This is a genomic window from Enterobacter sp. Tr-810 (genome assembly GCF_011752765.1).
GTDB lineage: Bacteria > Pseudomonadota > Gammaproteobacteria > Enterobacterales > Enterobacteriaceae > Enterobacter > Enterobacter soli.
This window is the reverse complement of the sequence record NZ_VWWW01000008.1, coordinates 20134-32490: the sequence shown is the minus strand read 5'-3', so window position 1 is coordinate 32490 and position 12357 is coordinate 20134. Positions and strand designations below refer to the sequence as shown.

Below are 12357 nucleotides of genomic sequence, written 5' to 3'. Positions count from 1 at the left end.
CGGCGACACAAAAAAAAGTGCGCCCACTCAGGCGCACTAAAACTAACAAATCAGCACTGTGGGGAGACGGTTACCCCTTGCCTTTTACACTGCTGATAAAGGTGGAACGGGCAGTGGTTGAACCTAAACGCTCAGCTTCATCTAGCAGTTTCAGCGCCTTATCGACATCGCCTTTCTTAACAGCCTGCTTAATGGCGTTGTTAAAGTACGATTCGGTATCGTTGAGCACCGGTTCGGATGGTTTTGCCGGAGCCTGAGAGGCAGCGGCAACCGGTGCAGCTGCCGCTGGAGCAGCATAAACAGGTGCGGCGGTATTACCCACGGTCACAGGACCGGTGCCGGAGGAGCCAAACAGTGGGCCCACCAGGACGCTGGACGCATTGTTAGTTGAGACTTTCAGCTTCAGCAGGCCATCGGTGACGTGGCGCGCTAACGGGTCCGGGATATCCGGTACCGAGTTACCTGTGCCTTTGGCATAGGCTTTTGCCGGGTCGATAAGCTTGGTGGTCTGCTGCAAATCTTTCTCGGTGGTGAAGACCAGAACATAAATCTTCTGCTGACCCAGCGCAGGCGTCAGGCGCATTTTCCCTTCCAGACGGTCAGCACTCATCACGCCAGGCTCCTGGTAGCTAAAGTACTCGCTTGGGAAGAAGGCAGATGGCGTCATATTCTGATCAAGGATCAGCACATTCGGCGCAAATACGCTGGTTTGCTTGTTCACTTCACTGGTCAGGGTCAGCGTCAGCTCACCGATGTTTGCCGGTACGCTAAAGGCTGCGACCGGGCCGGTAATCCCCGGCACATTCAGCTGTTGGCCGCCCGCAGAGAGCTGCGTTGACTGGACTTTAGATTGATCAACCGGGGTCCAGGTGAGTTGCTGGAGCGCCGCCGCCGGGATGGCCGGCGCAGCGCTGGTATTCTGAGGAACGAAATTCACATCTGCAAAGGTGACAGCCGGAACACTGGCCAGCAGCCCCGCAGAGAGGCACAGCGCGACGAGACTTTTCTTCATTTTCATTGTTATTACCTCTGATAGCGTGAGCACTGCGGTGGCCAGGCAATAGCGCGCAGCACCCTAAGGATAGAGGGGCTTTCGCCCCTCTTTTTAGGTCATTACGTCAGGTCTTACGTATTACCACCAGATTTCCATCTGGGCACCGAAGGTCCACTCATCAGAGTCGCCACGGCTGAAGGTTTTCGCGGAAGTGTCGCTGTACGCTACGCCGGAATCATAACCAGCACCGGAGTCGCTGTTCGCGTAGCCCCATTTCTCATCCCACTTCGCGTAGGTTGCGAAGACACGGATAGCCGGACGGGACCAGATGCTGTCGCCTGCCTGCCATTGTTGTGCCAGGGTGATTTTGTACTGGCTGTTGGTATCGTCAGTTTTCTGAGATTTGACGTTGTCGTAACCAACTTCCAGCAAGGTGCTCATGATTGGCGTCCATTTGTACATAGGACGAACACCGACGGTCCACCATTTGGTGCCGTTGTTGTTATCCAGGTTGATGTCCTGGTACATACCCACGTACATCAGGTCCCAGGAGTCGCCCAGGGAGATCGCACCGTGGTCCAGCACGCGCCACATGTCGCCGTTGTTGTTGATGCTACCACCTTCAGGACGGCCTTTACCGTTGGAGGTCATAGAGTCAGTTGCGTATTGCAGAACGAACTTGTTGAAGCCCTTCAGCATACTTTGGGTATGTTCAGCGGTGAACATCCAGCCGTCTTTAGACGCGCCAGGTGCCAGAGAGTAGTCGTCTGGCAGGTTGGTATGACCGTAGTCAACACCGAACTCCAGCGTACCGCCTGGGTTGATTTCCATCTGCGCTAAACGGACGTCGAAGACATCGTTCGGTACCAGGTTGTCATAAATACGGTTACCCAGTGCATCACGGTCAGCAAAGGTGCCTGAACCGCCCGCTTCAGAAGAACGGGTTGCTGCCAGAGAGAGTTTACCGAAGCCCAGATCGATGTTTTCGATACCCGCACCAGGACCAGAAATATCCCAGTAGTAGAAGTCGATCATGTGGACGTCATGACGTTGATAGAAACGCTTACCTGCCCAGATGGTAGAACCTGGCAGTGCGTCGATGAGGTTTTTACCCTGCACGTTAGCTTCACGGAAAGCCGGGCTGGTGGATTCCCAGTCGTTCTGCTGAGAAACGGAATACGCTACGTTAGTATCGAAATAGAAGCTCTTATCGCCTTCTTTCCATACTTCCTGGCCCAGTTTTAACTCGGCATACGTTTCACATTCGTTACCAAGACGGTATTTACTTTGAGCACCTGTTGCCTGGAAACATTGTTGTTCACCGCCACTCCCGGTCCAGCCAATGCCGGAACGAGCATAACCTTTAAAGTCTACGGCTCCTGCCTGGGCAGACAGGATGCCTGCCGCAATGGCGATCGCCAGAGGGACTTGTTTGCGCAGAGTAATCATCATTCTATCTCCTGAGATCATTGCTTTTCTTTGAACACTTCACCTGATGGTTTCGTGCCTTTTATTGGGATTGCTTAAACGCCTGGCTCTTTGTGCAACCGACGACATGCAGTGCCATCCTCACGGAACAGATGGCAACGCTCTGGCGGCAAGCCGATAGCGAATGTGGCACCCTCTTCTACCAACACCACGTCATTCTGGCGATAAACCAGGTTCTGACGGATGGCGGGGATCTGGATATGAATCTGTGTTTCGTGACCAAGCTGTTCTACAACCTGAACTTCACCTTCCAGCGTCACATCAGCGATGTGGCTCGGCAGTAAATGTTCAGGACGAATTCCGAGGGACATATTCGCCCCTACCTGTACATTGGCGCTGTCAACCGGCAGCCAGACTTGCTGACGGTTTGGCAGCTCCACCTGTACCTGTTCAATCGCGGTGGCTGTCACTTTGACCGGCAGGAAGTTCATCTTTGGCGAGCCAATGAAGCCCGCAACAAAGCGGTCTGCCGGGTAGTGATAAAGCTCCAGCGGTTTACCCACCTGCGCCACGCGACCGGCGTCCAGCACCACAATCTTGTCGGCCAGGGTCATCGCTTCGACCTGATCGTGGGTGACGTAAACCATGGTGCGGCCAAGACGCTTGTGCAGACGGGAAATTTCGATACGCATCTGGACACGCAGTGCGGCATCCAGGTTAGAGAGAGGTTCATCGAGCAGGAACACGCGCGGTTCCGCCACCAGCGTACGGCCAATTGCCACACGCTGACGCTGACCACCGGAGAGCGCTTTCGGTTTACGCTCCAGCAGGTGCGCCAGCTGTAACACTTCGGCGACCTGAGTCACGCGCTGGTTAATCACCTCTTTTTTCGCCCCTGCCAGCTTCAGGCCAAATGACATGTTTTCGGCAACGGACAGATGCGGATAAAGTGCATAAGACTGGAACACCATGCCTACGCCACGTTCGGCAGGCGGGATGTCGTTCATACGGGTTTCACCAATAAACAAATCGCCACTGGTGATCGTTTCAAGACCGGCAATCATACGCAGCAGAGTTGATTTACCGCAGCCTGATGGGCCAACAAACACCACGAATTCACCTTCGTGGATGTCCAGATTGATGTCTTTCGACACCACTACGTCGCCCCAGGCTTTCGTTACATTACGCAGCTGTACGCTCGCCATGCCCTTCTCCCTTCGTTACAACCTGTCACCGACAGAAACATTCAAGATAAGTTCACTATGGGGTATCCATTACTTTCGTGAATCCTCCACCCCCCGGCTTTTTTATGGGGGAGGAGGCGGGAGGATGAGAGAGCAGGCTCTGCGACCGCGTCTGGGGCGCTGATACGAAAATCGTGAAGCGGCCTGCAAAATTCAGCGTGTTTTTGTGTGCGCCAGCACTCATAACTTAAATTTATGCAACAGAGATCACACAAACGGGGGGTGGGGCGTAGGGCTCAGGAGGATGGAAAGAGGATGTCAAATAAGGAGACTGAGTCACGTTGAACCACCTCAGTGTATCCACGAGCACATCACCAAAAAAGGATGGCAGATATGAAGATCAAGACTGGCGCACGCGTTTTCGCATTGTCCGCCCTGGCAGCAATGATGATTTCCGCACCGGCTCTCGCCAAAATTGAAGAAGGTAAGCTGGTTATCTGGATTAACGGCGACAAAGGCTATAACGGCCTGGCCGAAGTGGGTAAAAAATTCGAGAAAGACACCGGTATCAAAGTCACCATTGAACACCCGGATAAACTGGAAGAGAAATTCCCGCAGGTTGCTGCAACCGGCGATGGCCCGGACATCATCTTCTGGGCACATGACCGTTTCGGCGGTTACGCACAATCTGGTCTGCTGGCTGAAGTGACGCCAGACAAAGCGTTCCAGGACAAACTGTTCCCGTTCACCTGGGATGCCGTTCGCTATAACGGCAAGCTGATCGCTTACCCAATCGCGGTTGAAGCCCTCTCTCTGATCTACAACAAAGATCTGGTGCCAAACCCACCGAAAACCTGGGAAGAGATCCCAGCCCTGGATAAAGAGCTGAAGGCGAAAGGTAAATCTGCGCTGATGTTCAACCTGCAAGAACCGTACTTCACCTGGCCGCTGATTGCTGCTGACGGTGGCTACGCGTTCAAATTTGCAAACGGCAAGTATGACGTGAAAGACGTGGGCGTGGACAGCGCTGGCGCGAAAGCGGGTCTGACCTTCCTTGTTGACCTTATCAAGAACAAACACATGAACGCCGATACCGATTACTCCATCGCGGAAGCGGCGTTCAACAAAGGCGAAACCGCGATGACCATCAACGGTCCGTGGGCCTGGACCAACATCGACAAGAGCAAAATCAACTACGGCGTAACGCTGCTGCCAACCTTCAAAGGCAAGCCGTCTAAACCGTTCGTTGGCGTGCTGAGCGCAGGTATCAACGCCGCCAGCCCGAACAAAGAGCTGGCGAAAGAGTTCCTCGAAAACTACCTGCTGACCGATCAGGGTCTGGATGAAGTGAACAAGGACAAACCGCTGGGTGCTGTTGCGCTGAAATCCTTCCAGGATCATTTAGCGAAAGACCCACGTATCGCGGCAACCATGGATAACGCCCAGAAAGGCGAAATCATGCCGAACATCCCACAGATGGCCGCATTCTGGTATGCCACCCGTACTGCGGTTATCAACGCCGCAAGCGGTCGTCAGACTGTCGATGCTGCGCTGAAAGATGCTCAGGGTCGTATCACCAAGTAATGCCGTAGTTCCCTCTCCCTTTGGGAGAGGGTTAGGGTGAGGGTTGTCGCTATCCGGACGCCCTCACCCCGGCCCTCTCCCCCCAGGAGAGGGAGAAAAGATCAAACGTTGTAGAGGAAGAACCCATGGATGTCATTAAAAAGAAACACTGGTGGCAAAGCGACACACTGAAATGGTCAGTGATTGGTCTGTTATGCCTGCTGGTGGGATACTTGATTGTTTTAATGTACGTACAGGGGGAGTACCTGTTCGCCATCATGACGCTGATTTTAAGCTCTGCTGGCCTGTATATTTTCGCTAACCGTAAAGCCTACGCCTGGCGTTACGTTTATCCGGGTGTCGCCGGGATGGGGCTGTTCGTCCTGTTCCCGCTGATTTGTACCATTGCTATCGCCTTCACCAACTACAGCAGCACCAACCAGCTGGCGCAAGAACGCGCAACGCAGGTGCTTCTGGACCGCTCATACCAGGCGGGTAAAACCTTCAACTTCGGCTTGTATCCTGCGGGCGACGAGTGGAAGTTAGCACTCACTGACGAAGAGAGCGGTAAAAACTTCGTTTCTGACACCTTCAAATTCGGTGGTGAACAGAAGCTGGCCTTAAAAGAGGCTGCCCTGCCGGAAGGTGAACGCGCCAACCTGCGTATCATTACCCAGAACCGTCAGGCGCTGACCCAGCTGACCGCTATGCTGCCCGATGAAAGCAAAGTCACCATGAGCTCACTGCGCCAGTTCTCCGGTACGCAACCGCTCTACACGCTGGCCAATGACGGCACACTCACCAACAATCAGAGCGGCGTGAAGTACCGTCCGAACAACGACATCGGTTTCTATCAGTCCATTACCGCCGATGGCAAATGGGGTGATGACAAGCTCAGCCCAGGTTATACCGTGACTATTGGTTGGGATAACTTTGCCCGCGTCTTTACCGACGAAGGGATCCAGAAACCGTTCTTCGCCATTTTCGTCTGGACGGTGGTGTTCTCTGTACTGACCGTGATCCTGACCGTAGCCGTGGGCATGGTACTGGCGTGTCTCGTGCAGTGGGAATCCCTGAAAGGCAAAGCGATATACCGCGTGCTGCTTATCCTGCCGTATGCCGTACCATCGTTTATCTCGATTCTGATTTTCAAAGGGCTGTTTAACCAGAGCTTCGGTGAAATCAACATGATGCTGAGCGCGCTGTTCGGTATCAAACCGGCCTGGTTCAGCGACCCGACGACGGCCCGTTCGATGATTATCATCGTGAACACCTGGCTGGGTTATCCGTACATGATGATCCTGTGTATGGGCCTGCTGAAAGCCATCCCGGACGACCTGTATGAAGCCTCGGCAATGGATGGCGCTGGCCCGTTCCAGAACTTCTTTAAAATCACGCTGCCGCTGCTTATTAAACCGCTGACGCCGCTGATGATTGCCAGCTTTGCATTTAACTTTAACAACTTCGTACTGATTCAGCTGTTGACCAACGGCGGCCCTGACCGTCTTGGCACCACAACGCCAGCAGGCTATACCGACCTGCTCGTGAGCTACACCTACCGTATCGCCTTCGAAGGCGGCGGTGGTCAGGACTTCGGTCTGGCGGCGGCGATTGCCACCCTGATCTTCCTGCTGGTAGGCGCTCTGGCGATTGTGAACCTGAAAGCTACACGAATGAAATTTGATTAAGGAGGGCATCGATCATGGCAATGGTACAACCCAAATCTCAGAAGCTACGCCTCCTCGCGACGCATTTAGGCCTGCTGATTTTTATCGCGGCAATCATGTTCCCGCTGCTGATGGTCATCGCCATCTCCCTGCGTTCGGGTAACTTTGCGACAGGTAGCCTGATCCCGGATGAAATCTCCTGGGAGCACTGGAAGTTAGCGCTCGGCTTTAGCGTGGAACATGCGGATGGCCGCGTCACACCACCACCGTTCCCGGTGCTGCTGTGGCTGTGGAACTCGATAAAAATCGCCGGGATCACCGCGATTGGCATCGTCACGCTCTCGACTACCTGTGCGTATGCTTTCGCCCGTATGCGCTTCCCGGGCAAAGCCGCGCTGCTGAAAGGGATGCTGATTTTCCAGATGTTCCCGGCAGTACTGTCTCTGGTCGCGCTGTATGCCTTGTTTGACCGCCTGGGCCAGTATGTACCCTTTATCGGCCTGAACACCCACGGCGGTGTGATCTTCGCCTATCTTGGCGGTATCGCCCTGCATGTGTGGACCATCAAAGGCTATTTCGAAACCATCGACGGCTCGCTGGAAGAAGCGGCGGCGCTGGATGGCGCAACCCCGTGGCAGGCGTTCCGTCTGGTACTGCTGCCGCTGTCGGTACCTATCCTGGCGGTGGTGTTTATCCTGTCGTTTATCGCCGCCATCACCGAAGTGCCGGTCGCGTCCCTGTTACTGCGCGATGTGAACAGCTACACCCTGGCTGTTGGGATGCAGCAATACCTCAACCCGCAAAACTACCTGTGGGGCGACTTTGCCGCGGCGGCTGTACTCTCTGCCATCCCGATTACCGTGGTGTTCCTGCTGGCGCAGCGCTGGCTGGTTAATGGCCTGACGGCGGGCGGTGTAAAAGGTTAAGTTTCATTGTGTTATGCCACTGCAACCCTCAACTTTGACGTATTGTATTGACCCAACTTGTGACTGTTATTAGGCGGCCTTCGGGCCGCCATTTTTTTATTCACGTTTCAGCCGTTTAGAGTTGCACAGCCAGAGGGTGATCACCAAAAGCAGGATCGCCGCCGAGTAGATCAGCACATCAAGCGGGGATTTGTGGTCAACGATGATCAGCCGCACAATCGCCGTGATCCCAATGTAGACAAAATAGCGTAGCGGGAAGTGAAAACCTGACTGAAAATACTTCACAATCAGGGCAATAAATTCAAAGTAGAGAAAGTAGACCACCAGTCCTTCTACCAGCGCGTATTTGCTGGTTTGCTCAGGGGCAAACAATACATCCGCCAGATGCACCGTTTCTTTGCCCAGAAAGACGACCAGTATCAGGCCAAGGCTCAGCAGACCGAGGTTCAGCACGGTCTGGAGGATTGTTGAGATAAACTCAACGCGCGGACGAGTCAGGGATGTCATACAGCACCTCATTCTCCAGGGCGAGGTTCCTGTATAACGCAAAAATGTGACGCGGATCTATATTTTTTAATTATGTTTTATGTAAGGAACACGCCAATGAAGTGCAAACCAACCGGCATTCGCAACGTGACTTACGGCGACAATGTGACGGTATACGAACCCGCGAACCTGTATGACTGCGTGTTGGGCAACGGGGTGTTCGTCGGGCCCTTTGTTGAAATCCAGGGCAATACACGCATTGGCGACGACAGCAAAATTCAGTCCCACACGTTTATCTGCGAATACGTCACTATTGGTGAACGCTGTTTTATCGGTCACGGGGTCATGTTTGCCAACGATATGTTTCGTAACGGTAAACCTAACGCAGACCGCGACAGTTGGGGGCGCATTACCGTGGGTAATGATGTCTCAATAGGCAGCGGCGCAACCATTCTGGCAGTCTCCATCTGCGATGGCGTGGTGATTGGCGCCGGAAGCGTGGTGACAAAATCGATTGCAGAGAAAGGGGTCTATACCGGGAATCCGGCGAGGCTGCTGCGCCGCCTGTAGGTCGCCCGGTGGCGCTGCGCTTACCGGGCCTACAAAAAACGTAGGCCGGGCAAACAAGCATCAGCGGAAGTTAATGTTTTTATCGCTGGTCATGTCGTACAGCTGGAACTTACGTCCAAGCTGCTGGCCACCGTCACGCGTGAGTGGCGTCCAGCCGATTGCTGCGCGGCTGCGCGTCGCGCCGGTGGAGAACAGATCCAGCGGAATCGACACATAGACACCTTTGGTGAAGTCCCCTTCCCCGTATTCATCCGGTGACACGTTGGTAATGGTGGCATAACCACCCACCACGACGCCGCTGTCGAAGTGTTTAGAGATATCCAGCGTACCGCCTTTATCTCCCGCCAGATACTGCCCGACGCTGGCTTTGACCAGCACATCTGGTGCGAACGATGGCGTCCAGTAGGCCGTCAGGTGACCCGTCTTCACGCTGTAATCGGTGAACTTCATCATGTCCTGCGCACTGCGCCAGTCACGCTGTTTCACATAGTTGGCATCCACACCAAACGCCCAGTTGCTGTCGACCGGACGGTAAAGCACCTCTGCCCCCGCGCCGCCGTACATGGTTTCCAGATAGCCACCGTACACCTGGCCGTAGAAACCGTTACCGAAGTACTGGAAGTAGTTCGCCTGGAGGTTGTTCACGTAGGCATTATTCTGCACGTACTCACGCACGCGGGTACGCACGCGCGGTAGCTTCGAGTCGTTCGGCGGGTTGGTGTAGTTGAATTTGTCGTAGTTGTTGGCAATGTTGCCAAACAGGCTACCGGTGGTCAGCAGGTGATCAGTGACCCACAGATCCGCCGTGGCCATGACGCCCAGCTGATACATGTAGAAGTTTTCCGGCCCGCCGACGGACTGGTTCAGTACCGGATCGATATGGAAATCAAAGCGCGATTTATCGATATACCAGCCCTGCTCGGTGGTTTCAGGCACCACGGGCTCAATGCGTTTTTGCACCAGCTCGGTTTCATGCCCAAGCGGTTCGCCTTCAAGATGGCGCTTCAGGCTGGCCACATCCGTTTCCGTGGTCACCTGCGGCAAGTTAAGCCGGTTTTCCGTTACGCGGATCGTGCGGATCCCGTCCGGCAGATCGTTCATGATGATCCGGTTGGCGCGCTCGATCCCTTCGCGCGAGTCGCGGTATTTCACCTGCTCGCCGGTGACGTAAAGCGTATCGCCTTTCACCTGAATTTTCGGATCCGCCAGCCCCGCGTTGTATTTCAGCAGCGTCAGCTGGTTAGCCACCACGGAGTGCTGAATAATGGCATCCTGCGGCTCCGGCCGGTATGCAGGGCGTGCGTTGTCGTTGTAATGCGGCCGCATATCGTTGAAGTTGGTGCGCAGGGTAAAACCAAACATCACGGTGTTACCACGCTCATAGCTGAGGTTAACGTCGGCCCAATCGGTGACGCGGTAAATGGCGCCGACGTTAAACTTGCTCTTCTGCTCAATCTTTCCGGCGAAATCGTCGCTGTAGTTGTTCCCTTCGTACTCCAGCTTCAGGCGTAATGGCTGCCACGGCGTCTGGTATTCTACGCCGCCAAACAGCGAGGCCGGGCCGTGGAACATCTGGTCGCCGTTGATGGAGCCGGCTTTCTGGTAGCTGTTGTCGCGATAACAATATTTGTCGCTGTAGGAACAGAACGGGTTTTTCACGTTACCGCTGGTGCCGAGATAACCCCAGCCCATACCCAGCGAGAAATCAAACGGGCCCCAGGCTTTGCTGGCAACGATGTACTCCGCATCAAACAAGCCCGTACCGCCGATATCCCGCGCCCCGACGGACACTTGCGGCATCCAGTAGCTCTCTTCCCACAGGCGCAGTTTGACGTCGAAGGCTTTATCTTTGTAAGTCTGGTCGCCGGAGAATGCCTCTACGCTGCTGTATTGTTTGGTACGCACATCGGTATAACGCAGCGTGGTTTCCAGCCACGGAAACAGCTGCACAGAAGCAGAGTAATAGCGGTACTGATCGTTATCACGATAGTTAAGGCTCAGTTCCCCTTCACGCGCCATGCGTGCCGTGGGCGTTTGCATTAAGCCGACACCGCCGAAGTCCGATTGCGATGGACCCACCGGCGCCGGATACGTTTCTGCATGGCAGGCAGCGCTTACGCACAGCGCCAACATGCTGTAGAGATAAGTTCTTTTCATTAATCCGGTATCCGCTGCATCAGGGTGTGAAGGATATCGGCGTTGAGTCCGTCATATGCCTTCGTCCAGAAGTGGTCGGCAAAGCCGACAAAAATCACGCTGCCGGGCATGGGTTCGATATGGCGCTTGTTCCAGTAGGCCACGGGGACTTTTTGTGTGCGCCCGTCGGGATAAACCACCCAGGCGTAGCTGTTATCCGCACCACTCAACGCGCTCTGTTCATCAAGGTAACTCGCCACATCACGCCCTGGCGTGAAGGGCTTTTTACCCGGACTGCTGACAAGCCCCATCACGGTGATGGTTGAAGGCTGAACAGGAAGCCAGAGCGTGTACTCCCCTTCAAGCGTTGGGTTGCCGTTCTCTGCCACTCTCACCGCATCCGGGTCGAGGTTGATCTGCTGGCGGCCGGTTATCTTCAGCGCCTGCAACTGCTGGCGAACGCTGTTGATTGCCGCCGCGTCATCGCCATCTTCTTGTTCTGCAAGGCCGGTAAGCCTTGCGAGCAACGCGCGCTGTTTTTGTTCAGCCAGCACCGTTGCCTGGTGCTCGCTGATCACAGCCCCGGGCCACCAGCTGTTTGCCAGCCTTGGCTGGCCGACAAGATCCAGCAGATGCCCGGCATTGGTTAAGGTTTTGGGTTGTGTGCTGTCAGGCGTGTAAACCTTCACCGTGCCCGCAGACCAGGCCAGCGGCGCGGCAAGACACAGGATCAGCGCCATGCTAGTGCGGATTTTCATGGTTTCGCCGCCTTGATCAGAGTGGTTTTTACCGGGAAGAAATTGGCGCCGAGGTACTGTAGCGACTGGCGGATCTGCCCTTCATCATCCACCCAGTAGCGGTTATGCCAGCTTGTCTGATCGGTGGTGACCGCTTCATCCAGCACGCGAACCCGGGTTTCATCACTGCCAACCTTTACGCTGTCCGTACCGTCCCAGCGGAATACAGAGTGTGCCGTGGCGTAGCGTACCTGCTTGTGTTCCGTCCAGCCCATCGTGCGCGTCCAGCTTGCACCGTCGGTTATCTGATTCGGCTTGATGAGCGGGTCGGCCGCAAGGTTGTTGACCTCAAGCAGGTTATCGCCGCCGAGCAGCGTTTTTACGATACGGCCATGCTGCGTCACGATGGTGGCCTGATCCTGCGTCACCCATTTCTGCTGCCCGTTTTCATCGAAAGCGAGCACCACAAACAGTTGCGGGCCATCGTTTAACTGCATGTACTGGCTGGCATAGGGCATGTTCTGGATATCGTCATCGGTAAGATGCACGCCAGGTGTACCAAACATGCTGTCCCACAGCGAGTTTCCCAGCCCTTTAGTGGTGGCTGAACACGCCTGTAAAAGCAGGCAAATCAGGATGATTGCAGGTCGCTTCACGACTCTTCTC

Annotated in this window: 11 protein-coding genes; 4 read left to right on the top strand and 7 right to left on the bottom strand. The window is 54.8% G+C overall.

Annotation, left to right across the window (positions count from 1 at the left end):
• Positions 1 to 70: 70 nt before the first annotated feature.
• From malM to malK, 3 genes are all read right to left on the bottom strand, one after another.
• Positions 71 to 1018, bottom strand: coding sequence for a maltose operon protein MalM (malM, locus tag F3J30_RS19340; protein WP_166718259.1), 948 nt, complete (start codon positions 1016 to 1018; stop codon positions 71 to 73).
• Between the two features lie 114 nt (positions 1019 to 1132).
• Positions 1133 to 2446 carry a maltoporin gene (locus tag F3J30_RS19335; RefSeq protein ID WP_014068492.1) on the bottom strand — a complete coding sequence of 438 codons (1314 nt, stop codon included), beginning with the start codon at positions 2444 to 2446 and terminating at the stop codon, positions 1133 to 1135.
• Between the two features lie 71 nt (positions 2447 to 2517).
• Positions 2518 to 3627 (bottom strand): maltose/maltodextrin ABC transporter ATP-binding protein MalK, encoded by a 1110-nt coding sequence (malK, locus tag F3J30_RS19330; protein WP_014068491.1) that lies wholly within the window; start codon positions 3625 to 3627, stop codon positions 2518 to 2520.
• 372 nt (positions 3628 to 3999) lie between these two features.
• On the opposite strand from malK, the gene malE reads away from it, so the two are divergent.
• From malE to malG, 3 genes are all read left to right on the top strand, one after another.
• Complete coding sequence (malE, locus tag F3J30_RS19325) at positions 4000 to 5190, top strand: maltose/maltodextrin ABC transporter substrate-binding protein MalE (protein WP_014068490.1); 1191 nt, start codon at positions 4000 to 4002, stop codon at positions 5188 to 5190.
• 125 nt (positions 5191 to 5315) lie between these two features.
• Positions 5316 to 6857 carry a maltose ABC transporter permease MalF gene (gene malF, locus F3J30_RS19320; RefSeq protein WP_166718258.1) on the top strand — a complete coding sequence of 514 codons (1542 nt, stop codon included), beginning with the start codon at positions 5316 to 5318 and terminating at the stop codon, positions 6855 to 6857.
• Positions 6858 to 6871: 14 nt separating this feature from the next.
• On the top strand, positions 6872 to 7762 hold the full coding sequence (gene malG / locus F3J30_RS19315) for a maltose ABC transporter permease MalG (protein WP_014068488.1): 891 nt from the start codon (positions 6872 to 6874) through the stop codon (positions 7760 to 7762).
• 96 nt (positions 7763 to 7858) lie between these two features.
• On the opposite strand, the gene psiE is transcribed toward malG, so the two are convergent.
• Positions 7859 to 8269 carry a phosphate-starvation-inducible protein PsiE gene (gene psiE, locus F3J30_RS19310; RefSeq protein WP_000202963.1) on the bottom strand — a complete coding sequence of 137 codons (411 nt, stop codon included), beginning with the start codon at positions 8267 to 8269 and terminating at the stop codon, positions 7859 to 7861.
• A gap of 96 nt (positions 8270 to 8365) precedes the next feature.
• Here psiE and F3J30_RS19305 point away from each other — a divergent pair, with 96 nt between their 5' ends.
• On the top strand, positions 8366 to 8818 hold the full coding sequence (locus F3J30_RS19305) for an acyltransferase (RefSeq protein ID WP_166718257.1): 453 nt from the start codon (positions 8366 to 8368) through the stop codon (positions 8816 to 8818).
• A 60-nt stretch (positions 8819 to 8878) separates the two neighbouring features.
• Here the strand turns inward: F3J30_RS19305 and F3J30_RS19300 are convergent, their stop codons facing one another.
• The 3 genes from F3J30_RS19300 to F3J30_RS19290 are packed head-to-tail and all read right to left on the bottom strand — an operon-like array spanning position 8879 to position 12347.
• Positions 8879 to 10975: a YjbH domain-containing protein gene (locus F3J30_RS19300; RefSeq protein WP_166718256.1), complete on the bottom strand. Its 2097-nt coding sequence runs from the start codon at positions 10973 to 10975 to the stop codon at positions 8879 to 8881.
• Entirely contained in the window at positions 10975 to 11712 is a 738-nt protein-coding gene (locus F3J30_RS19295; protein WP_166718255.1) for a capsule biosynthesis GfcC D2 domain-containing protein, read from the bottom strand. Before F3J30_RS19295 ends, F3J30_RS19300 begins: the two co-directional genes overlap by 1 nt.
• Positions 11709 to 12347 carry a YjbF family lipoprotein gene (locus F3J30_RS19290; RefSeq protein WP_166718254.1) on the bottom strand — a complete coding sequence of 213 codons (639 nt, stop codon included), beginning with the start codon at positions 12345 to 12347 and terminating at the stop codon, positions 11709 to 11711. The genes F3J30_RS19295 and F3J30_RS19290 overlap by 4 nt, the downstream gene beginning before the upstream one ends.
• Positions 12348 to 12357: the final 10 nt, after the last annotated feature.

Coding starts and splice junctions, on each gene's coding strand:
- malM (WP_166718259.1), bottom strand. CDS start 1,018: ATGAAAATGAAGAAAAGTCTCGTCGCGCTGTGCCTCTCTGCGGGGCTG.
- F3J30_RS19335 (WP_014068492.1), bottom strand. CDS start 2,446: ATGATGATTACTCTGCGCAAACAAGTCCCTCTGGCGATCGCCATTGCG.
- malK (WP_014068491.1), bottom strand. CDS start 3,627: ATGGCGAGCGTACAGCTGCGTAATGTAACGAAAGCCTGGGGCGACGTA.
- malE (WP_014068490.1), top strand. CDS start 4,000: ATGAAGATCAAGACTGGCGCACGCGTTTTCGCATTGTCCGCCCTGGCA.
- malF (WP_166718258.1), top strand. CDS start 5,316: ATGGATGTCATTAAAAAGAAACACTGGTGGCAAAGCGACACACTGAAA.
- malG (WP_014068488.1), top strand. CDS start 6,872: ATGGCAATGGTACAACCCAAATCTCAGAAGCTACGCCTCCTCGCGACG.
- psiE (WP_000202963.1), bottom strand. CDS start 8,269: ATGACATCCCTGACTCGTCCGCGCGTTGAGTTTATCTCAACAATCCTC.
- F3J30_RS19305 (WP_166718257.1), top strand. CDS start 8,366: ATGAAGTGCAAACCAACCGGCATTCGCAACGTGACTTACGGCGACAAT.
- F3J30_RS19300 (WP_166718256.1), bottom strand. CDS start 10,975: ATGAAAAGAACTTATCTCTACAGCATGTTGGCGCTGTGCGTAAGCGCT.
- F3J30_RS19295 (WP_166718255.1), bottom strand. CDS start 11,712: ATGAAAATCCGCACTAGCATGGCGCTGATCCTGTGTCTTGCCGCGCCG.